Raw genomic sequence first — 26,328 nt, 5'->3', positions numbered from 1 at the left:
AAAAGAAGGTTTAAAGAACAGTAAAACTGTCTTTAAACCTTACATTCATATTAATTTAAATCTTCGAATTCTTTTTTAGAACCCACGATTACACTTTGATAATCTTTAAGACCTGTACCTGCAGGAATTCTATGTCCTACTATTACATTTTCTTTAAGACCGTTTAGTTCGTCTACTTTACCAGACACTGCTGCTTCGTTTAGAACTTTAGTAGTCTCTTGGAATGATGCTGCAGACATGAAAGACTTAGTCTGTAAAGCTGCTCTGGTAATACCTTGTAATACAGGTGTTGCAGTTGCAGTAAGTGCTTCACGAACTTCTACTAATTGAAGATCTTCTCTCTTCAGCTTAGAATTTTCGTCTCTCAATTCTCTAGCGGTAATCATTTGACCAGCTTTGAAAATTTTAGAATCTCCTGGTTCAGTTACAACTTTCAATCCGAAAACTCTGTTGTTTTCTTCAAGGAAATCATATTTATGTTCTAGACTATTTTCAAGGAATTGGGTATCACCTCCGTCTACAATTTCTACTTTAGTCATCATCTGTCTTACGATGATTTCGAAATGCTTATCGTCAATTTTTACCCCTTGTAAACGGTAAACTTCTTGAATTTCGTTTACTAAGTACTCTTGAACAGCTGTTGGACCTTTGATTCTTAAGATATCATCTGGTGTTACAGAACCGTCAGAAAGTGGCGAACCAGCTCTCACGAAGTCGTTTTCTTGAACTAAGATTTGATTAGAAAGTTTTACTAAATATTTCTTAATCTCACCCGTTTTAGATTCTACGATTAATTCACGGTTACCTCTCTTAATTTTACCATAAGAAACTACCCCGTCAATTTCTGTAACTACAGCAGGATTAGAAGGATTTCTCGCTTCGAATAATTCGGTTACTCTTGGTAAACCACCGGTAATATCCCCTGCTTTTGCAGATTTTCTAGGAATTTTGATTAAGACTTTACCCGCCTTAATTTTTTCACCATCATTTACCATTAAGTGGGCTCCTACTGGTAAGTTGTATGCTTTTTGCTCAACTCCTTTAGAATCTACCACTTTCAAGGTAGGAATGGCTTTTTTATTTCTAGATTCTGAGATTACTTTTTCTTCGAAACCTGTTTGTTCGTCGATTTCTAATTGGAAAGAAACCCCTTGAATAATATCTTCGTATTCTACTTTACCAGCAGTTTCTGCGATGATAACCGCGTTATATGGATCCCATTTTGCAATAAGGTCTCCTTTTTTCACTTTATCACCTGGTTTTACAGAAAGTGCAGAACCATAAGGTACGTTTGCTACCATTAATGGAGTTCTCGCTGCATTATCTGCCACTAAACGGAATTCTGTAGAACGAGAAATTACGATATCTGCTTCATTACCATTTTCATCTTCAGAAATAATGGTTCTTAATTCGTCAAATTCTACGATACCATCTCTCTTAGCAACGATAGTAGGATTTTCTGAAACGTTTCCTGCAGTACCCCCTTGGTGGAAAGTTCTCAGTGTAAGCTGAGTACCTGGTTCCCCAATTGATTGTGCTGCAATAACCCCTACAGCTTCTCCCATGTGAATCATCTTACCAGTAGCTAGGTTTCTACCGTAACATTTTGCACAGATACCTTTTTTAGCTTCACAAGTTAATGGTGAACGAACTTCTACGGTTTCTATACCCGCTTCTTCTACTTTTTTAGCAAGGTCTTCGTTAATTAACTCATCAGCGTGAACTAAAATTTCGTCGTTTTCTGGGTTATAGATGTCGTGAAGAGAAACTCTACCAAGAATTCTTTCTGATAGTTTTTCTACGATTTCATCATTTTTCTTCAATGCAGCTACTTCTGTACCTCTTAATGTACCACAATCATCTTCTGTAATGATTACGTCTTGAGCTACGTCTACTAATCTTCTTGTTAAGTAACCAGCATCCGCAGTTTTAAGAGCGGTATCCGCAAGACCTTTACGAGCACCGTGGGTAGAGATAAAGTATTCCAAAATTGATAAACCTTCTTTAAAGTTCGCAATAATTGGGTTTTCGATGATCTCTGCTCCTACTGCACCAGCTTTTTGTGGTTTTGCCATCAAACCTCTCATACCAGATAACTGACGAATCTGTTCTTTAGAACCCCTCGCTCCAGAATCTAGCATCATATATACAGAGTTGAATCCACCTTGGTCAGATTTCATTCTGCTCATAATCATTTCAGTAAGACCAGCATTGGTATTGGTCCAAACGTCGATTACTTGGTTATAACGTTCTGTATCTGTGATAAGACCCATGTTATAGTTCCCTTTAATCTCGTCTACTGTTTCAATTGCTTGAGCAATCATGGTTTTCTTTTCTGCTGGTACTACAATATCAGCCAGTGAGAAAGATAGACCGCCTTTGAAAGCGTTCATATAACCAAGATTTTTCATATCATCAAGGAACTTAACAGTAGTTGGGAAATCTGTATCTGCTAAGATTTTACCAATTACGTTTCTTAATGATTTTTTAGTCAATAATTCATCAATATAACCTACTTGTTTAGGAACAATTTGGTTAAATAAAATTCTACCAACTGTAGTATCTTGAAGTTTAGTTACGATTTCTCCTTCTTCTGTTTTAAATGGAAGTCTACATCTTACTTTAGCGTTAAGAGAAACTTGACCTTCAGAGTAAGCAATTTCTACTTCTTCTGGAGAATAGAATACTAAACCTTCACCTTTTACCTTGTGCGTTTCTGTAGAATGCGCTTCTTTGGTCATGAAATATAGACCAAGAACCATGTCCTGAGAAGGTACGGTAATAGGAGAACCATTAGCTGGGTTCAAGATATTCTGAGAACCTAGCATTAATAACTGAGCTTCTAGAATCGCTTCTGGGCCTAAAGGTAAGTGTACCGCCATCTGGTCACCATCGAAGTCGGCGTTGAATGCCGTAGTTACTAACGGGTGAAGTTGGATAGCTTTACCTTCAATCATTTTAGGCTGGAACGCTTGGATACCCAATCTGTGAAGGGTAGGTGCACGGTTCAATAGAACTGGGTGACCTTTCATCACGTTTTCTAGAATATCATAAACTACTGGTTCTTTTCTATCAATAATTCTTTTAGCAGATTTTACTGTTTTTACAATACCTCTTTCAATTAGCTTTCTAATGATAAATGGTTTGTAAAGTTCTGCTGCCATATCTTTAGGGATACCACACTCGTGTAATTGTAAGTTAGGACCTACAACAATAACCGAACGTGCAGAGTAATCTACCCTTTTCCCTAATAAGTTCTGACGGAAACGACCTTGTTTTCCTTTCAATGAATCTGAAAGGGATTTCAATGGTCTATTAGATTCTGATTTTACAGCAGATGATTTTCTAGTGTTATCAAATAATGAATCTACCGCTTCCTGAAGCATACGCTTCTCATTTCTCAAGATAACTTCTGGAGCTTTAATCTCTAAAAGTCTCTTTAGACGGTTGTTTCTAATGATAACTCTTCTGTATAAATCATTTAAATCTGATGTAGCGAATCTACCACCATCTAGTGGAACTAATGGTCTTAATTCTGGTGGAATTACAGGAAGAACACGCATCACCATCCATTCTGGGCGATTAATCATTCTGGTATTAGCACCTCTAAGAGCTTCTACTACAGATAATCTTTTTAATGCTTCAGTTCTTCTTTGTTTAGAAGATTCATTGTGAGCTTTGTGACGAAGATCGTAAGAAAGAGCATCTAAATCAATTCTCTTTAACAATTCTTCCACTGCTTCAGCACCCATTTTAGCAACAAATTTGTTAGGGTCTGTATCTTCTAAATATTGGTTTTCGATAGGAAGGGTTTCTAAAACATCTAGATATTCTTCTTCTGTTAAGAATTCTTTGTCTTCGAAATCAGAACCGTCTGCTTTTTTAGCGATACCTTGTTGGATTACTACATATCTTTCGTAGTAGATAATCATATCTAATTTCTTAGAAGGTAATCCTAAAAGGTAACCAATTTTGTTTGGAAGTGAGCGGAAATACCAGATGTGAGCAACTGGAACCACTAAGTTAATGTGTCCAATTCTCTCTCTACGTACTTTTTTCTCGGTAACTTCTACACCACAACGGTCACAAACGATGCCTTTGTATCGAATTCTCTTATATTTTCCACAAGCACATTCGTAATCCTTTACAGGACCGAAGATTTTCTCGCAGAATAAACCATCTCTTTCTGGTTTGTGAGTTCTATAGTTAATCGTTTCTGGTTTTAGCACCTCTCCTTTTGACTCTTGAAGAATGATTTCAGGAGAAGCTAAACCGATCGTGATTTTACTAAATCTACTTGTTTTATTTTTTGACATAATCTGTTCAAATAAAAATTAAAAAAATGAGGATTACTCTTCCAATCTTATATCAAGACCTAGACCTTGTAATTCGTGTAACAATACGTTGAAAGATTCTGGAATACCAGGTTCTGGCATAGCCTCACCTTTTGCGATTGCTTCATACGTTTTCGCTCTACCGATTACGTCGTCTGATTTCACGGTTAAGATTTCTCTCAAGATGTTAGACGCTCCGAATGCTTCTAGAGCCCAAACCTCCATCTCTCCGAATCTCTGTCCACCGAATTGTGCTTTACCTCCTAATGGTTGCTGAGTAATTAATGAATAAGGACCGATAGAACGTGCGTGCATCTTATCATCTACCATGTGTCCTAGTTTCAACATATAAATTACCCCAACTGTAGCAGGCTGAGTAAATCTCTCACCAGTACCACCATCATATAAATAAGTACTTCCGTAGATAGGAAGACCTGCTTTTTCGGTGTATTCTGTGATTTGTTCTAAGCTTGCACCATCAAAGATAGGAGTAGCAAATTTTAATCCTAATTTTTTACCAGCCCATCCTAAAACGGTTTCGTAAATCTGCCCAATGTTCATACGAGAAGGTACACCTAGTGGATTCAATACGATATCTACTGGAGTTCCGTCTTCTAAGAATGGCATATCTTCTTCTCTTACGATTCTAGACACGATACCTTTGTTACCGTGACGACCTGCCATTTTATCACCTACGTTTAATTTACGTTTTTTAGCGATGTATACTTTAGCTAGTTTAATGATACCTGCTGGAAGTTCGTCTCCGATAGAAATAGCATATTTCTCACGGTTTTTAACTCCTTGAATATCATTATATTTAATTTTATAATTATGAATTAATTGTTTAATTAAATCATTTTTATCAGCATCTACAGTCCAATCTGCACCACTTACGTTTACATAATCTTCTACAGATTGAAGAAGTTTAAGCGTAAACTTAGCTCCTTTTGGAATGATTTCTTCTTCTAAGTCGTTATTAACACCTTGAGAAGTTTTACCATTAACAAGAGTATTTAATTTTTCAAGAAGGGTATTTCTTAATTCATCGAATTGAGCTTTGTATCTGTTTTCGATTTCTTCAAGTTTTAACTTCTCTTCAGTTCTTTTCTTCTTGTCTTTGATATTTCTTGAGAATAATTTTTTGTTGATAACAACACCTCTTAGTGAAGAATCTGCTTTTAATGAAGCATCTTTTACATCACCAGCTTTGTCACCGAAGATTGCTCTCAATAATTTTTCTTCTGGAGTAGGGTCAGATTCACCTTTTGGCGTAATTTTACCAATTAAGATATCACCAGGTTTTACTTCTGCACCAATTCTAATCATACCGTTTTCATCAAGGTCTTTCGTAGCCTCTTCAGAAACGTTAGGAATATCTGCAGTTAGTTCTTCCATACCTAGTTTGGTATCTCTTACCTCTAGTGAATACTCATCTACGTGGATAGAAGTAAACCAGTCTTCTCTTACTACTTTCTCGTTGATTACAATCGCATCCTCGAAGTTATACCCTTTCCAAGGCATGAAGGCTACAGTAAGGTTTCTACCAATAGCTAATTCTCCTTTTTCAGTAGCGTAACCATCACAAAGCACTTGTCCTTTTACTACGGTATCACCCACTCTTACGTTTGGTCTAAGAGTAATGGTAGTAGATTGGTTGGTTTTTCTGAACTTAGTTAAGTTATATGTTTTAGTAGCAGATTCGAATTGTACTAAATCCTCATCTTCGCTTCTTTCGTATTTAATTACGATTTTGTCTGCATCTACATATTCTACTACACCATTTCCTTCAGCATTAATTAAGATTCTAGAATCTGTAGCCACTTGTTTTTCTAAACCTGTACCTACGATTGGAGCTTCTGGTTTTAACAATGGAACAGCCTGACGCATCATGTTAGATCCCATCAATGCACGGTTCGCATCATCATGCTCCAAGAAAGGAATTAAAGATGCAGAAATACCAGCAATCTGGTTAGGTGCGATATCTAATAAGTCTACTTGACTAGGCTCTACTACTGGATAGTCACCATCAAGACGAGCAATAACTCTTTCTGTATTGAAGGTACCATCATCTGCTAAATCTACGTTTGCCTGAGCAATGATTTTAGATTCTTCGTCTTCTGCATTTAAATAGATTGGTGCTGCAGAGAAATCTACTTTACCATTTTCTACTTTTCTATACGGAGTTTCGATGAAACCTAAAGTATTGATTTTTGCATAACATCCTAATGAAGAAATCAAACCGATGTTTGGTCCTTCTGGAGTTTCAATCGGACAAATTCTTCCGTAGTGAGTATGGTGAACGTCACGCACCTCGAAACCTGCTCTTTCTCTTGATAAACCACCAGGTCCTAAAGCTGAAAGTCTTCTCTTGTGAGTGATTTCAGATAGGGGGTTGGTTTGGTCCATGAACTGAGAAAGCTGGTTGGTACCAAAGAATGAGTTGATTACTGACGTTAATGTTTTAGCATTTACTAAGTCTAGTGGCGTAAAGATTTCGTTATCTCTTACGTTCATTCTTTCTTTAATTGTTCTCGCAATTCTAGAAAGACCTACACCGAATTGACCAGCTAATTGCTCACCAACAGTTTTAATTCTTCTGTTTGATAAGTGGTCAATATCATCTACTTCAGTTTTAGAATTAGCTAATTCTATTAAGTGTCTTACGATAGAGATAATATCTTCTTTAGTAAGAACTTCTGTAGTAGTAGGGATGTTAAGACCTAATTTTTTGTTCAATCTGTAACGTCCTACTTCACCTAATGAATATCTTTGTTCTGAGAAGAATAATTTTTCAATAATTCCTCTTGCTGTTTCTTCATCTGGTGGATCTGCGTTACGTAACTGACGATAAATGTATTCTACCGCTTCTTTTTCTGAGTTGGTAGGGTCTTTTTGTAGTGTATTTTGAATGATAGAGAATTCACCGCTATTTTCGTTGTGGATTAAGATAGACTTAACACCAGCATCTAAAATAAGGTCTAAGTGTTCTTTTTCAAGAACAGTTTCTCTGTCAAGGATAATTTCATTTCTTTCGATAGAAACTACCTCACCTGTATCTTCGTCTACGAAATCTTCGAACCAAGTATTCAATACTCTCGCTGCTAAAGTTCTACCTTGAACTTTTTTAAGATTCGCTTTAGATACTTTTACTTCTTCTGCCAAGTCAAAAATCTGAAGAATTTCTTTATCAGACTCATAACCGATTGCTCTAAGTAATGTAGTTAAAGGTAATTTCTTTTTACGGTCAATATACGCATACATTACGTTATTGATATCCGTAGTAAATTCCATCCAAGATCCTTTGAAAGGGATAATTCTTGAATAGTACAATTTAGTTCCGTTTGCGTGATACGTCTGTCCAAAGAATACACCTGGAGATCTGTGTAACTGTGTTACAATTACACGTTCTGCACCATTGATGATGAATGAACCAGAAGGAGTCATGTAAGGAACTGGACCTAAATATACATCTTGAATTACTGTCTGGAAATCTTCATGTTCCGGGTCAGTACAGTATAGTTTAAGTCTTGCTTTAAGAGGCACACTGTAAGTAAGTCCTCTTTCCACGCATTCGTCAATAGAATAACGAGGAGAATCTACCAAATAATCTAGAAATTCTAATACGAATTGATTTCTAGAATCTGTAATAGGAAAGTTTTCTTGAAAAGTCTTGTAAAGACCCTCATTCACTCTGTCCTCAGGAAGTGTATCTAACTGGAAAAATTCTTTGAAAGATTGCAACTGGATGTCTAAGAAATCCGGAGTCACAACGTTCCCTTTCGCAGAAGAAAAGTTAATTCTTTGATTTTCCTGAGTGCTTGTGATAGCTTTTGATTTACTCATAAAATGGTAAGAAAAGTTGGGTTAAAAAATATTTTACTTTATTTTGAAAAATATCAAAAATGCGGGGTGTATGATGTTTGATTCCAGATGTTTAACATCCTGCTTCTTGCATCTAGCTTCCTACATTTTTAACTGCAACACTGGTATATCTTTTCACAGTGTAGTGCAAAATATTTTTTCTTTAGAATTTAAAATTTCCAAATAATTGAAAATCAGTGAGTTATAATTTTAAAACAATTTAACTCTTAAAATAGACATAGACCTACCCAATTCTGGGAAGGTCTAAGTCTTATACGGTGTAAATAGATTATTTTAATTCTACTTCTGCACCAGCTTCTTCTAATTGCTTCTTAAGAGCTTCAGCTTCATCTTTAGATGCACCTTCTTTAATTGCAGTTGGAGCACCATCTACCATATCTTTAGCTTCTTTAAGACCAGCACCAGTTAAATCTTTTACTAATTTAACGATAGCTAATTTAGAAGCACCAGCTGATTTAAGGATTACGTCGAATTCAGTTTTTTCTTCAGCAGCATCAGCAGCTCCACCAGCAGCTACAACTACAGCAGCAGCAGCAGGCTCAATTCCGTACTCATCCTTAAGGATAGCAGCAAGTTCGTTTACGTCTTTTACAGTTAAGTTTACTAGCGTTTCAGCTAAATTTTTTAAATCTGACATTGTATTAATGTTTAAATTGTTGAACGATTTATGTTATTTTTTTTGAGTGTCTATTGAGACGGTTTAATTATTCAGCAGCAGGAGCTTCACCTTCAGCTGCAGGAGCTTCTGGAGTTTCTTCTGTTGCAGGAGCTTCTACTTCTGGAGCAGCTTCTACAGCTGGAGCTTCTTCAGTTTTAGCACCTTTTGCTTCTTCTTTATTTTCTAAAGCAGAAATTAATCTTTGGATAGGAGATTGAAGTAATCCGATGATTTCACCAATCATTTCTTCTCTAGACTTGATATTTGCAAGAGTATCTAGGTTGTTATCTCCAACGTAGAACGTTTCTTGTAAATAAGCAGATTTAAGAGCTGGGAAAGCTTCTTTCTTTCTGAATCCTTGAATTAATTTAGCAGGAGCGTTTGCAGTTTCTGCAATCATTACAGCAGTATTCCCTTTGAAAGTTGGGAACATTTCTGAATAATCTACACCTTCAATTTGCTCCATTGCTTTTTGTAATAAAGTATTCTTTACTACTTTAAGCTTAATATTATTTTTAAATGCTTGTCTTCTAAAATCTGAAGTCTGAGCAGCATTCAATCCTTCAAGATTTGCTACATACACTACTTTAGCGTCTTGTAACATATCTTTAATCTCTTGTATTACTAATACTTTTTCTTCTTTTGTCATTGTCTTTCAGATTTTAGTTAACAGATTTAGTATCAATTGCAATCCCCGGACTCATTGTAGAAGAAAGATAGATAGATTTTACATAAGTACCTTTAGCAGCGGTAGGCTTAAGCTTAATTAATGTGTGAATTAATTCAGCAGCATTTTCTTTCAATTGTTCTGGAGAGAAAGAAACTTTACCAATACCAGCGTGTACAATACCGTATTTATCTACTTTGAAATCAATTTTACCAGCTTTTACTTCTGCAACAGCTTTACCTACTTCCATAGTTACAGTACCTGATTTAGGGTTTGGCATTAAACCTCTAGGACCTAAAATTCTTCCTAATGGACCTAATTTACCCATTACAGCAGGCATAGTAACGATTACGTCTACATCTGTCCAACCGTCTTTGATTTTTTGTAAATACTCATCAAGACCTACATAATCAGCACCAGCTTCTTTAGCTTCTGCTTCTTTATCTGGAGTTACTAATGCTAATACTTTAACATCTTTACCAGTTCCGTGAGGAAGAGATACTACACCTCTTACCATTTGGTTTGCTTTTCTAGGATCTACCCCTAATCTAACTGCAAGGTCAACAGAAGCATCAAACTTAGCATAGTTTAATTCTTTTACTAATGCAGAAGCTTCATCAAGGTTATATACCTTGTTTTTCTCTACTTTGCTCGCAACTTCTTTTTGCTTTTTCGTTAATTTTGCCATTTCAATAAGTTTTAAGCGTTAGACGGTTTAGTTCCAGTTACTCTCAATCCCATAGATCTTGCAGTTCCTGCAACCATTGATAATGCAGAATCCATTGTAAAGCAGTTCAAATCAGCCATTTTATCTTCAGCGATTTTTTTCACTTGTTCCCAAGATACTGAACCTACTTTTACTCTGTTTGGTTCTCCAGAACCTCCTTTTACCTTAGCAGCTTCCATTAATTGGATTGCAGCTGGTGGAGTTTTAATTACGAATTCGAAAGACTTATCTTCGTAAACAGTAATTAGAACCGGTAAAACTTGCCCTGGCTTGTCTTGTGTTCTTCCATTAAATTGTTTACAAAACTCCATAATGTTTACACCAGCAGAACCTAATGCAGGACCAACTGGTGGTGAAGGATTGGCAGCGCCACCTTTCACTTGGAGTTTCACCATTTTAAAGACTTTTTTAGCCATTTTTTAATTTTTAAAAATTTTTAATTTATGAATGTGGAAGCATTTATAAATCAGCAAGTTAGATTATCTCACCTTCCTAACTTACTTTTTGTGGGTGCAAAATTAAGAATTTTTTTGGAATCTGCAATAGTTAATGCGTTGATTTTTAGAAAGAATTTATAAAAAATTATTTGTCAAGATTGCAAAAATTGGGTCACGGATTACAAATCCACGACATCGGGGAATTTGATTATAATAAAAAATATAAAGCCAACTTATTAAAAGTTGACTTCTTGCTTACTAGTCACGGATTACAAATCCGCGACATCGGGAAAGTTTTATTTGTAGTTTATTTTGTGATTTAATTCAATTGGATTATTTTTTTGTAAAATATAATTTTGCATTTCTTTATTCTTTATTGAAATATCCATTACATTACCTTTCGGATCAGTAAATGTTACCGTTTTTCCCATCATCACTTTTGAATTTATATCATATGGATCATCAAAAAAAGATTTTGCAAGTGTTTCATATTTTGTCCAATCAATTTTTATTGCTTTTGTGCGTGCATCAAAAATATCCCCGCCTTTTTTGACTTCTATCAAATTAAATGAATATTCATTGTTTGAATCCTGAATAGAAACAATCAAACCAGGTAAACCATTGAAAATATATGGACCATCTCCAAAAGGTAATTCAGCAGTAAACCAAGCAATCCAGTTTCTCCCTCCATAATTTGTTTCTGCTTTTTGACATTCATATACTCCAATTACTCTTTTCTCAGAAGTTATTTTCCAATTTAATGTTTCCTCGATTGGAAGAAAATAATTTCTTCCCAAATAAGTTATTACTTTTTCAATTCTTTTTTCTGTTAGATTCTTTCTGACATAGAATTGGTGTTCAACACCCATTTTAAACCTTCCGTTTCCATTATTCAACTTTATTGAATCTGTTTTTTTGTCTTGAGATTCTCTAAAAATTGAAATATTATTTTTTAAATCCAAAATCATATTATCGGAATAAACATCATTTGGTTTTTCTGAATTCAATCTATATTTTGTTTCGTAAATAAAACTTATTTTTTGCGAGAAGCAAAATGAAGAAAGTCCAAGAAAGATTAATAAGTATTTCATTTATAAAGTTTATTTGAGTAAATATTCCCGATGTCGCGGATTTGTAATCCGTGACCATTATTTATATTCTATGATTATCCCAGCCCATAAAAACTACTTCTACTTTTAGTGCATTGTCTAAATCTGCATAATTCCTTGCAGAACAAAAATAATAATTTTCTGCCTCTATTACAATCATTTCTTTTACTGGGTTTTCGTGAATGTATTTTATTTTCTCTTTTATCCAATTATTTGAAAACACTTCCCGATGTCTCGGATTTGTAATCCGTGACTATTTTCACACTATAAAACTACAAAAAATCTCTCAATGAAACCTAAAATTAGCTTCGGGCAAAGTATTGTGTTTTAGAAATTCTTCATATTCTTTTGACAATAATTTTCTTTCGTAGGTAGGCTTTCCGTTTTGTGAGGCCAATCTTATTTTATTTTTGCCATATTTCTTGTTCAGAGAATCCATGGCTTTCATAATCGGAAGGTGTTTATTTTCTACATCTTCTTCAAAAATATTAATCAGTCTTTGATTTTCTGGAACAAAATCAGATACCATTACGCCAGCCTTTTTATACAAAAAACCATCTTTATAAATGGCTTCAAAAATAGCATTTGCGGCTTTAGATAAAACTATGGAAGAACTACTTGGGTTAGGCAAAACCACAGAAAATCCGTTTTTGTATTCTGGCAAATCTTTTCTAAATCTATTCGTTTGTAGAAATACCGAGATGACTTTACAGCAACTGTTTTGTTTCCTTAACTTTTCGGCACAAGAGAAAGCAAAGGTTTCTACGCGCTCTCTCAGCATTTCTTTATCCGAAATCATCTCCATAAAGCTTCTGGTAGTAGCAATAGATTGTTTTTTAGAAGGAGAATCAAGTTCTAATTGTTTAATTCCCTTTAATTCATTAATCATTCTCACACCATGAATTCCCATCAATTTTCTAACCCAAATTTCTGGTTTCTTAAGCAAATCTGCCGCTTTATAAACGCCAGCATCTTTCATCTTATTCCCCAATCTTCTACCAATTCCCCAAACATCACCAATCTCTAACCACAGAAGTGCTTTTTCTATTTTTTCTGGAGTATCAAGTGTGCAAACTCCTTGAAATTTTTCTGGATATTTCTTGGCAATTCTATTGGCTACTTTTGCCAATGTCTTCGTAGGCGCAATTCCTATACTCACAGGAATTTTTGTTTTCTGTAAAATAAGGTCTTTGATATTTTGAGAGTACTCTTCCAAATTAAAATATTTGAACCCATGAAAATCTAGAAATAGTTCATCTATACTGTAAATTTCAAAATTGGGAGAAAACTCACTGGCAATCGCGGAAACTTGTTGACTTTTGAAATTGTAATATTCAAATTTAGCGGAGAAGCATTTCACTCCATGTTGCTCAAACAATTCTCTATATTTAAAAACTGGCGCTCCCATAGGAATTCCTAAAGCTTTTGCCTCGTTACTTCTAGACACTACACATCCGTCATTATTAGACAAAACCACAACTGGAACCTCCTGTAAAGAAGGGTCTAAAACTCTTTCGCAACTCACAAAAAAATTATTACAGTCTAATAGCGCAAACATAATAGAAGAAATTTAGAAGAATTAAACGCCAAAAATGAGAGTGTAAAATTAGAAAGATTGTACGACAAAAGAGGGCGTTTTTAGAAAGACTTATCCACAAAAAAAGCCACTCTAAATAGAGTGGCTCATTATATTGTATGATAAATTTTACAATTTTTCTACTTGCATGTAAGAAAGTTCCATAGGAGTTTTTCTACCGAAAATCATTACAGAAACTTCTAATTTCTTCTTGTCTTCTAAGATTTTTTCTACAGTACCATTAAATCCATTGAAAGGACCATCGATTACTTTTACACTTTCTCCTACTACGAAAGGAATTTCCATTTCAGTAGCAAATTCAGAAAGTTCATCCATTTTACCAAGCATTCTGTTTACTTCAGATTTACGCATCGGAACAGGATCACCTCCTTTTGTAAGACTTAAAAAAGAAATTACACCAGGTAAATTTTTAATAATATGTGGGATTTCTCCTATCAGATTAGCTTCTACCATTAAGTAACCAGGGTAAAAAGGTTTTTCTTTAGGCACTTTTTTACCATTTCTTACTTGGATTACTTTTTCCATAGGAATAACTACTTGAGTAACGTAAGCTTCAAGATTTAATCTTTTAACTTCGCTCTCAATGTAGGCCTTAACTTTATTTTCCTGGCCACTAATAGCTTTTAATACATACCATTTTAAATCGCTCATGGAAAAATTTTTAATTAAAGAAACCTATGAAAATTGCTAATATATTTTTAATAGCTGTGCTAAATAATGAATCTACTCCGAAAGTAAACAATGCTAATATAACAGTAGCTACAGCCACTACTATTGTAGAAGATTGTAAATCAGCCCACTTTGGCCATTCTACTTTATATCTAAATTCTGAATAAGAATCTTTTAAAAAATTGATAAGTGAGTTCATAATTTATATTTGCACGGGCACAAGGATTCGAACCCTGATCAACGGTTTTGGAGACCGGTATCCTACCATTGGACGATGCCCGTAGTTAAAAAAGCTCCGTAAGTTTCCTTACGGAAGCTTTATTTATTTAAGATGATTAATCTAAGATTTCAGTAACCTGACCAGCACCAACTGTTCTACCACCTTCTCTGATCGCAAATCTAAGACCTACGTTAAGAGCGATTGGTTGTAACAATTCTACAGTGATAGTTAAGTTATCACCAGGCATCACCATCTCTACACCTTCTGGTAAGAAGATTTCACCTGTTACGTCAGTAGTTCTTACATAGAACTGAGGACGATATTTGTTGTGGAATGGAGTGTGTCTACCACCTTCTTCTTTAGAAAGAACGTAAACCTCAGCTTTGAATTTCTTGTGTGGTTTCACAGAATCTTTCTTAGCGATTACCATACCTCTCTTGATGTCAGTTTTCTCGATACCTCTTAATAATAGACCTACGTTATCACCAGCTTCACCTCTATCTAAGATTTTTCTAAACATCTCAACACCAGTGATAGTAGAAGTTAACTTCTCATCACCCATACCTACGATGTCTACTGGATCACCTGTATTGATAACACCTGATTCAATTCTACCAGTTGCTACAGTACCTCTACCTGTAATAGAGAATACGTCTTCGATTGGCATTAAGAATGGCTTATCTTGATCTCTAACTGGTAATTCAATCCAGTTATCAACAGCATCCATAAGAGCTTCTACAGTTTCAACCCATTTTGGTTCACCGTTAAGTGCACCTAGAGCAGAACCTTGAATTACTGGAGAGTTATCACCATCATATTCGTAAGAAGATAATAAATCTCTTACTTCTAATTCTACTAATTCTAATAATTCAGCATCGTCTACCATGTCAACTTTGTTCATGAAAACAACGATTCTTGGTACGTTTACCTGACGGCAAAGTAGGATGTGCTCTCTAGTTTGTGGCATTGGACCATCAGTAGCAGCAACTACTAAGATAGCTCCATCCATTTGAGCAGCACCAGTAACCATGTTTTTAACATAATCGGCGTGACCTGGACAGTCTACGTGAGCATAGTGTCTATTTACAGTTTCATACTCTACGTGAGCAGTATTAATAGTAATACCTCTTTCTTTTTCTTCTGGAGCAGAGTCAATTGAAGAGAAGTCTTTCATTTCAGCTAATCCTTTCTCAGCTAATACTTTAGTAATAGCAGCAGTAAGGGTAGTTTTACCATGGTCAACGTGACCAATAGTACCAATGTTTAAGTGTGGTTTGTTACGATTAAACGTTTCCTTTGCCATGATTTTAATATTTAATTTATTAACTATTGAAATTTTCAGTGCGCAAATATAGTGATTTTTTGAATATCAAAATCTTTTTATTAAAAAAAATTTCAACATTCAGTTTCAATACGTTTGACGCTATGATATTATCTTATTTTTGAGGGTACAAATTTAAGAATTTATTTTAAATAAAAAAGTCTCTCAAAATATTTTGAGAGACTTTTATTTTGAGCCAACTATGAGATTTGAACTCACGACCTCTTCCTTACCAAGGAAGCGCTCTACCCCTGAGCTAAGTCGGCTTGGAAAAAAAAATCACATACCGCTTATTTGGAATGTGATTTTTTTTAGAGCGGAAGACGGGGGTCGAACCCGCGACATTCAGCTTGGAAGGCTGACGCTCTACCAACTGAGCTACTTCCGCAATTTGTGTTTACAAATTATTGTTGGTAAACGGTGTGCAAATTTATAAAATTTTTCTAAACCTGCAAATTAAATTTATAAAAAAGTGGGGAGAGCAGGATTCGAACCTGCGAAGTCGTAAGACAGCAGAGTTACAGTCTGATCCATTTGGCCACTCTGGAATCTCCCCGCTTGTTTTTTATAAATTATGAGCCTCCAGAGGGATTCGAACCCACGACCCCGAGATTACAAATCACGTGCTCTGGCCAACTGAGCTATGGAGGCAAAATTTGAGATTTCAAAAGAACTGTTATTCCCTTTTTGCGAGTGCAAATATAATACAGTTTTTTTGAAATCCACAAATATTTTTTAAAAAATTTTTAATTATTTTTCTATGCCATTTCTTTTTTCTTGATTAACAGTTTCTTAGCAGTATCATAACACTGGTCTAAACTTTCTTCAAAACTAGCACTTGTCTTCTTTACCACAATATCATCACCTGGAACATGTAATCTAATCTCAGCAGTCTTGTTTTCTTTTTCAGAAGAATTCTCTACTTTTAGAAACACTTCGCACTCGATAATTTTATCATAAAAGGTTTCTAACTTATTTAATTTTTTGTCTAAATATTCTTCTAGTGGTGCATGTGGTGTTAAACCGATTGATTGTACTGTAATTTTCATAACGCTAACATTTTTTTTAATTAAAAAAAGAAAAACTAGTCTTCTTTTTTATAGGCTCTGGGATGAGCCTGATTAAACACTCTTTTTAATTGCTCTATATTGCCATTCGTGTAAACTTGTGTAGAAGCTAAACTAGAATGACCTAAGATTTTTTTAACTTTAGAAATTTCCGCGCCATTATTCAAAACATGAGTAGCAAAGCTATGCCTTAAAATATGTGGGCTCTTTTTTTTCTTTAAAGTTATAAGACTAAGGTAGCGATTTACCACTGAATACACAAATTTTTCGGATAGTTTTTTTCCATTTTCACGAACGAAAAAATAAATCCCAGAATCTTCATTAGGCTTTCTAATTACCATGTATTCCCGCATCTGTTTTAGTAGATTTTCAGAAATGGGAACTACTCTTTGTTTATTTCCCTTTCCTTTGATGGAAATTTCGGATTTAGAAAAATCTACTTGCTCTAATAATATATTGCAGAGTTCCGATTTTCTCATTCCAGTTTGGTAAAGCGTTTCTATAATGAGTTTTTCTAAAAAATTATCTGATTCACTTTCTAAAACCTCTCCTAAATTTTCCATTTCCTCTTCAGAAATAGGAATTTGCTTTTCAGCATAAAATTTAAGAGAAGGAATTGTTTCTAAAGGAGAAACTTGAATTTCACCTATTTTCAGAAGATATAAATAAAAACTCCTTAAACTAGAAAGTTTACGGTTAATGCTTCTTTTTTGGATTTTTTTCTCAGAAAGTGAGACAATGAAATTACGAATGATTTTTTTATCTACCTTTTTTAAATCTTCCGTTCCTTCTGTTTCTGAAATGTACAGCAGCAAGTCTTCTAAATCTTTTTTATAACTCACCAGCGTATTTTGAGAATAACGCTTCTCTACAGAAATATAATCTAGAAACTTGTTAATCATGAATTAATAGGTATATAAAACAAAAATCACTTCTCAAATATAAGAATTTGAAAAGTGATTTCGATATTTTTTAAAGAAAAACTAATTAAGCTTGTTCTTCTTTGCTTAATTCTCTTTGCTTATGAGCTGCTTTAAGTTTTGATTGTCTTAAAGTCACAGAAGGTTTTGTGAACTGTTGTCTAGCTCTTAAAGCTCTTACAACACCAGTTTTATCAAATTTTCTTTTATACTTCTTAAGTGCTCTGTCGATAGACTCTCCGTCTTTTACTGGAATTATTAACATATATTACATCTCATTTTGTGGTTGCAAAAGTATAAAAATTTTTAAACTCCACAAAATTTAATTACAAAAATTAAAAAATTTCTTTGTGAAGCTGTGCTTTATACAAATTTGCATAATATCCATTTTTTGCAAGCAACTCTTCGTGTTTGCCTTCTTCTACTACTTTACCAGAATCCATCACGAGAATTTTGTCGGCTTTTTCTATGGTTGACAATCTATGTGCAATGATAATTGAAGTTCTGTTTTGAGTAATTTTCTCAGTAGCTTTCTGTATCAATTTTTCACTTTCTGGGTCTATAGAAGAAGTTGCTTCGTCTAAAATCAAAATTTTAGGATCAGAAAGATAAGCTCTTAAGAAAGATAACAACTGTCGCTGACCAAGAGAAATACTGCTTCCTCTCTCGCTTACTACAAAGTCATAACCTCCCGGTAATCGCTCAATAAATTCATCTACTTCTATATCTTGAGCAACTTTTTTAATTTTTTCAAGCGGAATAGTGTCCCCTAAAGTAAGATTTTCATAAATACTCCCATGAAAAAGGAAAACATCTTGTAGAACTACTCCTACTTTGCTTCGCAAATCGTACAATTCATAATCTCTGATATCAATATCATCTAACAAAATTTTGCCAGAATTAATATCATAAAATCTTGTAATCAACTGAATAATGGTAGATTTCCCAGCACCTGTTGCTCCAACTATCGCCACTGTTTCGCCCGGATTCACTTTGAAATCGACTCCTTTCAGAACTTCTTGCTTTTCATCATAAGAAAATCTCACATTTTGGAATTCTATCTTTCCTTCGATATGGTCTTTTTTGATAGCACCGAGATTCGGCATTGAGTTTTCTTCGTCCATAATTCCTAAAACTCTTTCTGCACCTACCAAACCACGCTGAATATTATTAAATCTATCTGCAATCTGACGAAGCGGACGAATCAACATATTAATATAAGAAATAAACGCAATCACTTGTCCCGGAGAAATATCTCTAGAAGTCAATGCATTATATCCTGCCACAAAAAGAATCAACCCTATAAAAACAGAAGAAATCAGTTCCACCACAGGAAAAAACAATGAAAAATAGAAAACCGTTTTCAGTAAAGCTGCCTTTAAATTGACATTAATATCATCAAATTTCTTAAATTCTGCTTCTTGTCTATTAAAAACTTGAATGAGTGACATTCCCGAAAGTCTTTCTTGCACGAAACTGTTTTGAGTAGAAGTCCAAGCTCTTTCGTCACCAAATGCTTTTCTTAGTTTTTTCTGAAAAAACCTTGTAATCACCAACATGATAGGTAAAATGGTAAGCGAAATATAACTCAGCTCAGTATTTACCTGAAACATCGCTACCAAAACGAAAACCACTTTCAAAATATCTCCAAAAACCATCAAAAATCCATCCGTATAAACCGTGGCAATGGTTTCTACATCACCTACTGCTCTGGTCACCAAATTTCCGATGGCTGTTTTATCAAAGAAAGCAGTTTTAAAATAAATAAGTTTATGATACAGTCTTTCTCTAATGTCTCTAATTACATTTTGAGCGATATAATTAGAAAGAAAAACAAGAAAGAAATTCAAAATAGTTTCTGCTACTACCAAACCAATTAAGAAATAAATATCTTTCATCAAGACGTTATTGTCTTTCAGTTTCAGGATATCAATATCTACGATCTGCTGAGTAAGAATAGGTCTATACACCGAAACTATCGCTAAAATAATAGAAATAATCAGGGCTAAAATAAACCACGTTCTAAATTTCATTCCTATGAAAAAAAGACGCTGAATGATATTGTTGGTGGTTGGTTTTTTGTTCATAATTTTTTTAAAAATTGTATCCTACATCTACTAAAAATAATGCATGAGCTGGCGCAGAAGTTCCTGCAACACCTCTATTTTTAGCTTCTATCACATTCCTTAAATCGGCAGGTTTTAGTTTTCCGCTGCCTATTTCTACCATAGTTCCTACAATCGCACGAACCATATTTCTGAGAAATCTATCTGCTGAGATGGTAAATTTAAGTTCATTTCCGTTTTGTTCCCAATTTGCGTGATAGATTTTACAAATATTGGTTTTATTATCCGCTCCCACTTTTGCAAAACTTCCGAAATCTTCGTACTCAAAGAGAATTTTGCACGCTTCATTCATTTTTTCTACATCCAAAGATTTTCTCCAATGTTGCCAAGCAAATTTTTCAGAAAAAGGATTTTTCTCTAGCGAAATATAATATTCATACGTTCTGTATTTTGCTGAAAATCTCGCGTGAAAATCTTCTTTCACCTCAAAAACCTTCTTCACAGCAATACTTGGCGGAAGAAAAGAATTCAGTTGATGCACTAATTTCTCAGAAATTTCTCCATCAAAATCAAAATGTGCAAACATTTTCTTGGCGTGAACTCCAGTATCAGTTCTTCCTGCTCCCGTAGTTTTAATTTCAGTTCGTAAAATCGTAGAAAGTGCTTTTTCTAATTCTTCTTGCACAGAAATCTCATTTGGCTGAATTTGATAGCCAAAAAACGTAGAACCATTATAGGAAAACTCAATAAAGTAGCGCATAATTTTCGGCAAATTTAATGAAATTTTTAGGAGCAAGAAGATTTTGTTTCTTTTCATTATCTGTCACGCTGTGCATTACAATTCCTCACGCCAAAGCTACCACCAATGCTTGTTGCGGGATTTTCATTTCCATCGTGGCTAATTTCACGGGCAGTTATTCATTTCAACCATGCGCAATTCGGAAACTTCTACGCTCGCTTCGCTCGCGCCAGAATATTTTTTTTTGTGTCATTCCTACGGAACTTATTAAAAACAATTTACATTTTCCTACAAACCTGTCGTTCCTACGGAACGGAACTTTAAAAATATAATATAAACTCATAAAATTTAAAACCGTTTCGTACGAACGAAATGTGTGTAATAATGCTGCAAAAAACAAATAGCGTTCCGTAGGAACGCAATGTCAAATTACAATGAAAATTTTATAAATATTATTTTAATTAAAGAAATTTAAAGAAATTAGCAAAATGAAAATCCTTCTACTTTCCGACACCCATTCTTATATAGACGATAGAATTTTAGAATATGCCAAAAATGCTGATGAAATTTGGCATGCTGGTGATTTTGGAAACTTAGAAGTGATAGACGAACTGAAAAAAGTAGGAACATTACGAGGTGTTTTCGGAAACATAGATGAGGCAAAAATAAGAGCTGAATTCCCAGAAATAAATATTTTCGAATGCGAAAAAGTAAAAGTAGTGATGATTCACATTGGCGGATATCCAAATAAATATGCACCACGAGTGAAACAAATATTAAATGAAGAAAAACCTCAAATTTTTATTTCTGGGCATTCTCACATATTAAAAGTGATGTATGACAAAGAGTTAGAAATTCTGCATCTCAATCCTGGCGCTGCTGGAAAACATGGTTGGCATAAAATGAGAACCATGTTGAGATTTGAAATTAATGGTGAGAAAATTGAAAATTTAGAAGTTGTGGAATTGGGAGCGAAGTAAATTATAAGAATTTGGAAAATTTAGAAAACTTATTGAAGTTAAATCTCGAGTTTGATAGTGTTGAGAATATTTTAAAACTTATTTCAAAAGCAGAAAATCTAGAACTTCATTCAATCGTTCTAGAAAAAAAATATTGTGAGGAGATCTATGCATTAAGGTATGAAATAAGTGAAGAACTAGGAAATCAACCGCCATATTTTATGAAAGCCTTTCATAAGCTTGTTGAAAATTTAAAACACAGCAATACCGCAAATATTGGAATTACTAGTTTTAATTTAGAAGATGATAACGATAGATTTTACATTATTTTCTTTGAAAAAATCGAAAATAAAATTTTAGGAATATTGTCAAAATAACTTTAAAATGAAAATAGGCGATTTGGTTTCGGTGATAGATGATGATTTGAAAGGGAAAATTTCTGCTTTCAAAGAAAATCTAGTGCAAATAGAAGACGAACACGGTTTTCATTATGACATTGAAAAAAGCAAAGTCGTACTCCACAATCATAATATTTATGATGATATTTCTATCACTGCAAAAAAGGAAACGTCTACCAAAATTTCTAAAAAAAATCAAAATAACCCGCAGTCCATCGATTTGCATTTCGAAAAGTTGGTCAATAATCCTCAAGATTTTGAATCTTGGGAAAGATTAATGATTCAGCGTGAAAAACTCATTGAAAAATTAGAATATTGCAGAAGCAACAACATGAAAAAACTGAACATCATCCACGGAATTGGGGATGGAGTTTTACAAAATATGGTGCACGAAGTTTTACAAGGTTTCGCGGGAATAGAATATGAAGACCATGATTTTTTCTATCACAGCACGGGAAATGTCTTGGTTACTTTTTTGTAGAATTAGGCAGTAATTTGAAATAACTTACCACAAATTTTCCATCCTTCACTTCACCGATGACTTCTGCTTTTTTGATTGCATTGCAAAAACCGTCATCAGCATGAGCGTCTCCGTGGTCATTAATTTTAGTACCTTCTACAAAATAGCTTTTCCCGTCAATTCTTACGGCTAAATCACATCCTTTTTTGTCTTTCATTTTGAACTGACATTGTCCGCAAGCTGCTTCTACAACTTGCTTCTTTTTCTCTTGAGAGAATACAAAAGTGAAACTCAAAAGTGTAATGAATAGAACGAGATTTTTCATATTACCTTAACTATCTTTCAAAAATAGTTTAAAAATCAATACCTTTGCATTTATTGGTAAAAAACTATGAAAAAACTTTCTTTACTTTTCACCAAAGATGGTTTACAATGGCACATTTCTAAAGGAAAAACAGTGCTAGAAGAAGCATTTCATTTCGTGACAGAAGAAACTTCGCCTCATTTAGTTGAAGAAAAACTAGATGATGTGTTAAAATTTGATGACTACAAAGAAATAGAAGTGATTTCTGCGCTCAATCATTTTTCGCTTACTCCAGATAGTTTTACAGAGCACGAATTAGGCTATAAACTGATTTCTTATAACGCTCCTGTAGACGAAGCAAACGAAGAATTGATGCTTTCTGTGAACAAAAAATTTGCGGTGCAATTTTACTACACTTTTCCAAAGCATTTTTACCAAAAAATTAAAGCAAAAAAATTACCTACGAAATTTAATTTCTCTGGCGAAAAATTTTTAAATGCTTTAACTGTTAAAAACCACAAAGAAATTCATATCAATCTATATCATCATCAAGTAGAGTTTTTCGCTTTTGAAAATAAAAAAGTAGTGCTTTACAATAACTTAGATGCTGATTCTGAAGTAGATTTCTTGTATTTCATTATGTTTTCTTTGAGTAAAATAAATTTTGGAACTGCAGAAACGCATTTTCATATTTATGGAGAAACTCACGAAAACGAAACCTTTATTTCGGAGTTGAAGAAATTTGTGAAGAACATTAAATTGAAGGATGCTGGATGTTGGATGCTGGATGTAAAATAAGAAACGTAATTATGAGTTTTAAATTTGAAAAGTTAACAATATGGCAGGATTCTATGGATTTTGGTGAGAAAATTTTTAAAATTTCAATCAATTTTCCAAAAGAAGAAACATTCAATCTAACATCTCAAATTAGAAGAGCATCTGATTCTATTGCGCTAAACATTTCTGAAGGAAGTATTTTACAAAGTAATTTAGAATTCAAAAGATTTTTAGGTTTTTCAATTCGTTCGTTGGCTGAAGTTGTTACTTGTCTTTATAAAGCAAAAAATAGAAATTATATTGATGAACAAAATTTCAGCGAATTTTATAAAGAATCATACAAACTAATGAACTCAATGATTGCTTTTAGAAGCAAACTTGATTAACACCCATCATCTAACATCTAACACCCAACAAAAATGTATAGAATTATCTCTGGCAAATGGAAAGCAAAAAGAATTTCTGCGCCTAAAAATTTTGATGTAAGACCTACCACAGACTTTGCTAAAGAAGCACTTTTCAGCATTTTGGCGAATCGTCACGAAGTAGAATTTTGCTCCGTTTTAGACCTTTTTGCAGGAATTGGCTCTATCAGTTTAGAGTTTGCCTCTAGAGATTGTAAAGACGTTACCGCTGTAGAAATGAATCCTAAACATGCTGCTTTCATTAATTCTACTGCTGCAGAACTAGAAATGGCACTTCAAATTAATGTACAACGTGGTGATGTTTTCGAATGGTTAAAGAAAAACAGAACCAAGAAAACTTTTGACATTGTTTTTGCAGATCCACCTTTTGAATTAGAAGAAAAAAAGTACAATGAATTGATTTCTTTGGTTCTCAATAATAATTCCTTAAAAGAAAATGGGACTTTTGTTTTAGAACATCAGTCTAAAATGAAATTAGAGCATCCTCAATTAATCGAAACCAGAAAATACGGAAATGTGAGTTTTTCTTTCTTTGAAGCAAAAGAAAATATTGAAACTTCTGAAGTTTAATTTTCGATTCTAAAGTTTTTTAAGCTCTAGACTAATTTTATTTCCAAAGAATTTTTTCGAAATTTTCTCGAAGTTTTTCGTGATATCAGAAAGGTAAAACTCTGTGTTTCCTTCTTCGTGTTGAGGATTAAGCAAGTCATTTTTACTCAAAATATCCCTTACATAACTCGCCACAATTTTAGGTGAATCAATGACTCTTACTCTGGTTCCGTAATATTTTTTAATCTCTTCAATCAAAAGCGGATAATGCGTACAACCTAGAATAAGGGTTTCTATATCTTTTAACTTTTTGTCGCTCAAATAGTTATAAATAATCGCATGTGTAATTGGATGATTTACAAAACCTTCTTCGATTGCAGGAACCAATAAAGGTGTCGCCAATTCATCTACTTGAATATATTTATTCAGCTTTCGGATGGATTTTCTATACAAACCAGAATTTACCGTTGCTTTAGTGGCAATAACTCCTACATTTTGGTGAATCTCAAAAGCTACTTTTTCTGCAACCGGATTAATCACATCAAAAACCAAAGCCTGATTTCCCACCAATTCTTTCACCTCTTGCAAAGCATTTGCTGTGGCTGTATTACACGCAATAACAATGGCTTTACAATTATTTTCTAATAAAAATTGGGTAATCTTTAAAGAAAAACCGATAATCGCTTCTCTAGATTTTTCGCCGTAAGGTAAATGTGCTGTGTCACCGAAATAAATAAAATTTTCGTGCGGCATTAATCGTTTTATTTCTTTGGCTACGGTAAGTCCACCAACACCGGAATCAAAAATCCCTATCGGTTGTGATGATGAAAGATGAGAATAATCTGGTTTCAAAGGCTTGAAATTTTTACAAAAATACTAAAGATTTTAGATTTTAGATTTTAGATTTTAGATTTTTTAAAGAATAAACAGGTCTGAAGCAATTCCATCGGCTAAAAACCAATGTTTTTCTGGAATTTTCAAGTGATTTTCTTCTATCACAAGAATTCCTTCTTCTAATTTTGGCTGAATGCTGTTTTTAAAAATTTCTAAAATTTCGCCAGAAAATTTTTCGTTGAGCTTTCCTAAATCTACACCCCAAATCGTTCTGAGACCAATCATGAGCATTTCATTGTACTGGTCTTTTTCAGAAAGTTTTTCGGTTTCCTTGGGAAGGATGTTTTCTGCTAAATTTTTAATGTAAAGGGTATTATTAGCAACATTCCAACTGCGCTCGTTTCTACCGTTATAAGAATGTGCAGAAGGCCCGATTCCTAAATATTCTTTATATTTCCAATACGCTGAATTGTGCTTCGATTCAAAATCTTTTTTAGCAAAATTAGAGATTTCGTAGTGTATGAAACCGTTGTCTTTTAGAAAATCAGACATGTAATAAAACTCTTTATTTTGCTCTGTTTCTTTCGGTTCTGCGATTTTATTTTTCTTAATCCAAGCATTCAAAGCTGTTTTGGGCTCGATGGTCAATGCATACGAAGAAACGTGAGGAACTTGAAGCTCTATGGTTTTCTCAAGATTTTTTTTCCAGATTTCAAAATTGGAAGTCGGCGAACCATAAATTAAATCAATGCTTAGATTTTCAAAGCCAAAATCTTGCGCCCTTTTTACAGAACTTTCGGCTTCAGAAGCATTATGAGCACGATTCATGAGCTTTAAATCTTCTTCAAAAAAACTTTGAGTCCCTATGGAAAGTCGATTGATTTCGGTTTTGGCTAAATCTTTCAGAAAATTTTTATCCAAATCATCAGGATTAGCTTCTAGCGTGATTTCAATATTTTTTTCAAAGTTAAAATACTTTAAAACCTCATCTATTAAAGATTTGATTTCATCCACAGAAAGAATAGACGGAGTTCCGCCACCAAAATAAAGCGACGAAAGTGTTTTGTTTTCCAGTTCCTCTTTTCTTAGAAAAATTTCTTTTTTTATTGCCGAAATCATTTCGTCTTTCTGCTTCAATGAAGTAGAAAAATGAAAATTGCAATAACTGCATTTCTGCTTGCAAAAAGGAATGTGGAGGTAAATCATTTG

General features: G+C 33.9%; 26 protein-coding genes and 5 tRNA genes. 6 read left to right on the top strand and 25 right to left on the bottom strand.

The window, feature by feature from the left end:
• Nucleotides 1-50: 50 nt before the first annotated feature.
• From rpoC to truA, 22 genes are all read right to left on the bottom strand, one after another.
• Entirely contained in the window at nucleotides 51-4,319 is a 4,269-nt protein-coding gene (rpoC, locus tag QO190_RS03855; protein WP_371461994.1) for a DNA-directed RNA polymerase subunit beta', read from the bottom strand.
• A gap of 30 nt (nucleotides 4,320-4,349) precedes the next feature.
• Entirely contained in the window at nucleotides 4,350-8,177 is a 3,828-nt protein-coding gene (rpoB, locus tag QO190_RS03850; protein ID WP_213196716.1) for a DNA-directed RNA polymerase subunit beta, read from the bottom strand.
• 307 nt (nucleotides 8,178-8,484) lie between these two features.
• Nucleotides 8,485-8,853, bottom strand: coding sequence for a 50S ribosomal protein L7/L12 (rplL, locus tag QO190_RS03845; RefSeq protein ID WP_104794381.1), 369 nt, complete (start codon nucleotides 8,851-8,853; stop codon nucleotides 8,485-8,487).
• A 67-nt stretch (nucleotides 8,854-8,920) separates the two neighbouring features.
• Entirely contained in the window at nucleotides 8,921-9,523 is a 603-nt protein-coding gene (gene rplJ / locus QO190_RS03840; RefSeq protein ID WP_371461880.1) for a 50S ribosomal protein L10, read from the bottom strand.
• A gap of 13 nt (nucleotides 9,524-9,536) precedes the next feature.
• Nucleotides 9,537-10,229 (bottom strand): 50S ribosomal protein L1, encoded by a 693-nt coding sequence (gene rplA / locus QO190_RS03835; RefSeq protein ID WP_069799569.1) that lies wholly within the window; start codon nucleotides 10,227-10,229, stop codon nucleotides 9,537-9,539.
• Between the two features lie 11 nt (nucleotides 10,230-10,240).
• Nucleotides 10,241-10,684, bottom strand: coding sequence for a 50S ribosomal protein L11 (rplK, locus tag QO190_RS03830; RefSeq protein ID WP_274780699.1), 444 nt, complete (start codon nucleotides 10,682-10,684; stop codon nucleotides 10,241-10,243).
• 317 nt (nucleotides 10,685-11,001) lie between these two features.
• Complete coding sequence (locus QO190_RS03825) at nucleotides 11,002-11,796, bottom strand: GLPGLI family protein (RefSeq protein ID WP_371461879.1); 795 nt, start codon at nucleotides 11,794-11,796, stop codon at nucleotides 11,002-11,004.
• Nucleotides 11,797-11,857: 61 nt separating this feature from the next.
• Nucleotides 11,858-12,037, bottom strand: a complete 180-nt coding sequence (locus QO190_RS03820; RefSeq protein ID WP_371461878.1) for a hypothetical protein — start codon at nucleotides 12,035-12,037, stop codon at nucleotides 11,858-11,860.
• A 63-nt stretch (nucleotides 12,038-12,100) separates the two neighbouring features.
• On the bottom strand, nucleotides 12,101-13,372 hold the full coding sequence (locus QO190_RS03815; RefSeq protein WP_371461877.1) for a DUF4113 domain-containing protein: 1,272 nt from the start codon (nucleotides 13,370-13,372) through the stop codon (nucleotides 12,101-12,103).
• A 147-nt stretch (nucleotides 13,373-13,519) separates the two neighbouring features.
• A complete protein-coding gene (gene nusG / locus QO190_RS03810) occupies nucleotides 13,520-14,062 on the bottom strand; it encodes a transcription termination/antitermination protein NusG (protein WP_069799576.1) in 543 nt (180 codons plus the stop codon).
• A 10-nt stretch (nucleotides 14,063-14,072) separates the two neighbouring features.
• Entirely contained in the window at nucleotides 14,073-14,279 is a 207-nt protein-coding gene (secE, locus tag QO190_RS03805; RefSeq protein WP_069799577.1) for a preprotein translocase subunit SecE, read from the bottom strand.
• A 12-nt stretch (nucleotides 14,280-14,291) separates the two neighbouring features.
• Nucleotides 14,292-14,362, bottom strand: a tRNA-Trp gene (locus QO190_RS03800).
• A 53-nt stretch (nucleotides 14,363-14,415) separates the two neighbouring features.
• Nucleotides 14,416-15,603, bottom strand: a complete 1,188-nt coding sequence (tuf, locus tag QO190_RS03795; protein ID WP_069799579.1) for an elongation factor Tu — start codon at nucleotides 15,601-15,603, stop codon at nucleotides 14,416-14,418.
• Nucleotides 15,604-15,815: 212 nt separating this feature from the next.
• Nucleotides 15,816-15,887, bottom strand: a tRNA-Thr gene (locus tag QO190_RS03790).
• 49 nt (nucleotides 15,888-15,936) lie between these two features.
• Nucleotides 15,937-16,009: transfer RNA gene (locus QO190_RS03785), tRNA-Gly, on the bottom strand.
• Nucleotides 16,010-16,094: 85 nt separating this feature from the next.
• Nucleotides 16,095-16,177, bottom strand: a tRNA-Tyr gene (locus QO190_RS03780).
• Nucleotides 16,178-16,198: 21 nt separating this feature from the next.
• A tRNA-Thr gene (locus tag QO190_RS03775) sits at nucleotides 16,199-16,272 on the bottom strand.
• Between the two features lie 107 nt (nucleotides 16,273-16,379).
• Nucleotides 16,380-16,670: an HPF/RaiA family ribosome-associated protein gene (locus QO190_RS03770; protein WP_069799581.1), complete on the bottom strand. Its 291-nt coding sequence runs from the start codon at nucleotides 16,668-16,670 to the stop codon at nucleotides 16,380-16,382.
• A 35-nt stretch (nucleotides 16,671-16,705) separates the two neighbouring features.
• Nucleotides 16,706-17,590, bottom strand: a complete 885-nt coding sequence (locus QO190_RS03765) for a tyrosine-type recombinase/integrase (RefSeq protein ID WP_371461876.1) — start codon at nucleotides 17,588-17,590, stop codon at nucleotides 16,706-16,708.
• 85 nt (nucleotides 17,591-17,675) lie between these two features.
• Nucleotides 17,676-17,873: a 30S ribosomal protein S21 gene (gene rpsU / locus QO190_RS03760; RefSeq protein WP_371461875.1), complete on the bottom strand. Its 198-nt coding sequence runs from the start codon at nucleotides 17,871-17,873 to the stop codon at nucleotides 17,676-17,678.
• 70 nt (nucleotides 17,874-17,943) lie between these two features.
• Complete coding sequence (locus QO190_RS03755) at nucleotides 17,944-19,695, bottom strand: ABC transporter ATP-binding protein (protein WP_371461874.1); 1,752 nt, start codon at nucleotides 19,693-19,695, stop codon at nucleotides 17,944-17,946.
• 7 nt (nucleotides 19,696-19,702) lie between these two features.
• Complete coding sequence (truA, locus tag QO190_RS03750) at nucleotides 19,703-20,434, bottom strand: tRNA pseudouridine(38-40) synthase TruA (RefSeq protein ID WP_371461873.1); 732 nt, start codon at nucleotides 20,432-20,434, stop codon at nucleotides 19,703-19,705.
• 467 nt (nucleotides 20,435-20,901) lie between these two features.
• Here truA and QO190_RS03745 point away from each other — a divergent pair, with 467 nt between their 5' ends.
• The 3 genes from QO190_RS03745 to QO190_RS03735 are packed head-to-tail and all read left to right on the top strand — an operon-like array spanning nucleotide 20,902 to nucleotide 22,251.
• Nucleotides 20,902-21,393 (top strand): metallophosphoesterase, encoded by a 492-nt coding sequence (locus QO190_RS03745; protein WP_371461872.1) that lies wholly within the window; start codon nucleotides 20,902-20,904, stop codon nucleotides 21,391-21,393.
• An 11-nt stretch (nucleotides 21,394-21,404) separates the two neighbouring features.
• On the top strand, nucleotides 21,405-21,749 hold the full coding sequence (locus QO190_RS03740; protein WP_371461871.1) for a hypothetical protein: 345 nt from the start codon (nucleotides 21,405-21,407) through the stop codon (nucleotides 21,747-21,749).
• Nucleotides 21,750-21,756: 7 nt separating this feature from the next.
• The gene (locus QO190_RS03735; protein WP_371461870.1) at nucleotides 21,757-22,251 is read left to right on the top strand and encodes a Smr/MutS family protein; all 495 of its coding nucleotides are present in this window, start codon (nucleotides 21,757-21,759) and stop codon (nucleotides 22,249-22,251) included.
• Here the strand turns inward: QO190_RS03735 and QO190_RS03730 are convergent.
• Nucleotides 22,238-22,555 carry a DUF6370 family protein gene (locus QO190_RS03730; RefSeq protein ID WP_371461869.1) on the bottom strand — a complete coding sequence of 106 codons (318 nt, stop codon included), beginning with the start codon at nucleotides 22,553-22,555 and terminating at the stop codon, nucleotides 22,238-22,240. The two genes, QO190_RS03735 and QO190_RS03730, sit on opposite strands and share 14 nt — an antisense overlap.
• Nucleotides 22,556-22,621: 66 nt before the next feature.
• Between QO190_RS03730 and QO190_RS03725 the strand changes: the two genes are divergently transcribed.
• From QO190_RS03725 to rsmD, 3 genes are read left to right on the top strand one after another with little or no spacing between them, the layout of a single operon-like run.
• Nucleotides 22,622-23,332 (top strand): DUF3822 family protein, encoded by a 711-nt coding sequence (locus QO190_RS03725; RefSeq protein ID WP_371461868.1) that lies wholly within the window; start codon nucleotides 22,622-22,624, stop codon nucleotides 23,330-23,332.
• 11 nt (nucleotides 23,333-23,343) lie between these two features.
• On the top strand, nucleotides 23,344-23,697 hold the full coding sequence (locus QO190_RS03720) for a four helix bundle protein (RefSeq protein ID WP_213189810.1): 354 nt from the start codon (nucleotides 23,344-23,346) through the stop codon (nucleotides 23,695-23,697).
• Nucleotides 23,698-23,730: 33 nt separating this feature from the next.
• The gene (rsmD, locus tag QO190_RS03715) at nucleotides 23,731-24,306 is read left to right on the top strand and encodes a 16S rRNA (guanine(966)-N(2))-methyltransferase RsmD (protein WP_371461867.1); all 576 of its coding nucleotides are present in this window, start codon (nucleotides 23,731-23,733) and stop codon (nucleotides 24,304-24,306) included.
• A gap of 9 nt (nucleotides 24,307-24,315) precedes the next feature.
• Here the strand turns inward: rsmD and murI are convergent, their stop codons facing one another.
• Together murI and hemW are read right to left on the bottom strand one after the other, a co-directional pair.
• Nucleotides 24,316-25,137: a glutamate racemase gene (gene murI, locus QO190_RS03710; protein WP_371461866.1), complete on the bottom strand. Its 822-nt coding sequence runs from the start codon at nucleotides 25,135-25,137 to the stop codon at nucleotides 24,316-24,318.
• A 63-nt stretch (nucleotides 25,138-25,200) separates the two neighbouring features.
• Complete coding sequence (gene hemW, locus QO190_RS03705; protein ID WP_371461865.1) at nucleotides 25,201-26,325, bottom strand: radical SAM family heme chaperone HemW; 1,125 nt, start codon at nucleotides 26,323-26,325, stop codon at nucleotides 25,201-25,203.
• Nucleotides 26,326-26,328: the final 3 nt, after the last annotated feature.

This window comes from Cloacibacterium sp. Arc13 (assembly GCF_041431305.1).
GTDB classification, from domain to species: Bacteria; Bacteroidota; Bacteroidia; order Flavobacteriales; family Weeksellaceae; genus Cloacibacterium; species Cloacibacterium caeni_B.
Note: the sequence above shows the minus strand (reverse complement) of the source record. Positions and strands in the feature narration are given on the sequence as shown.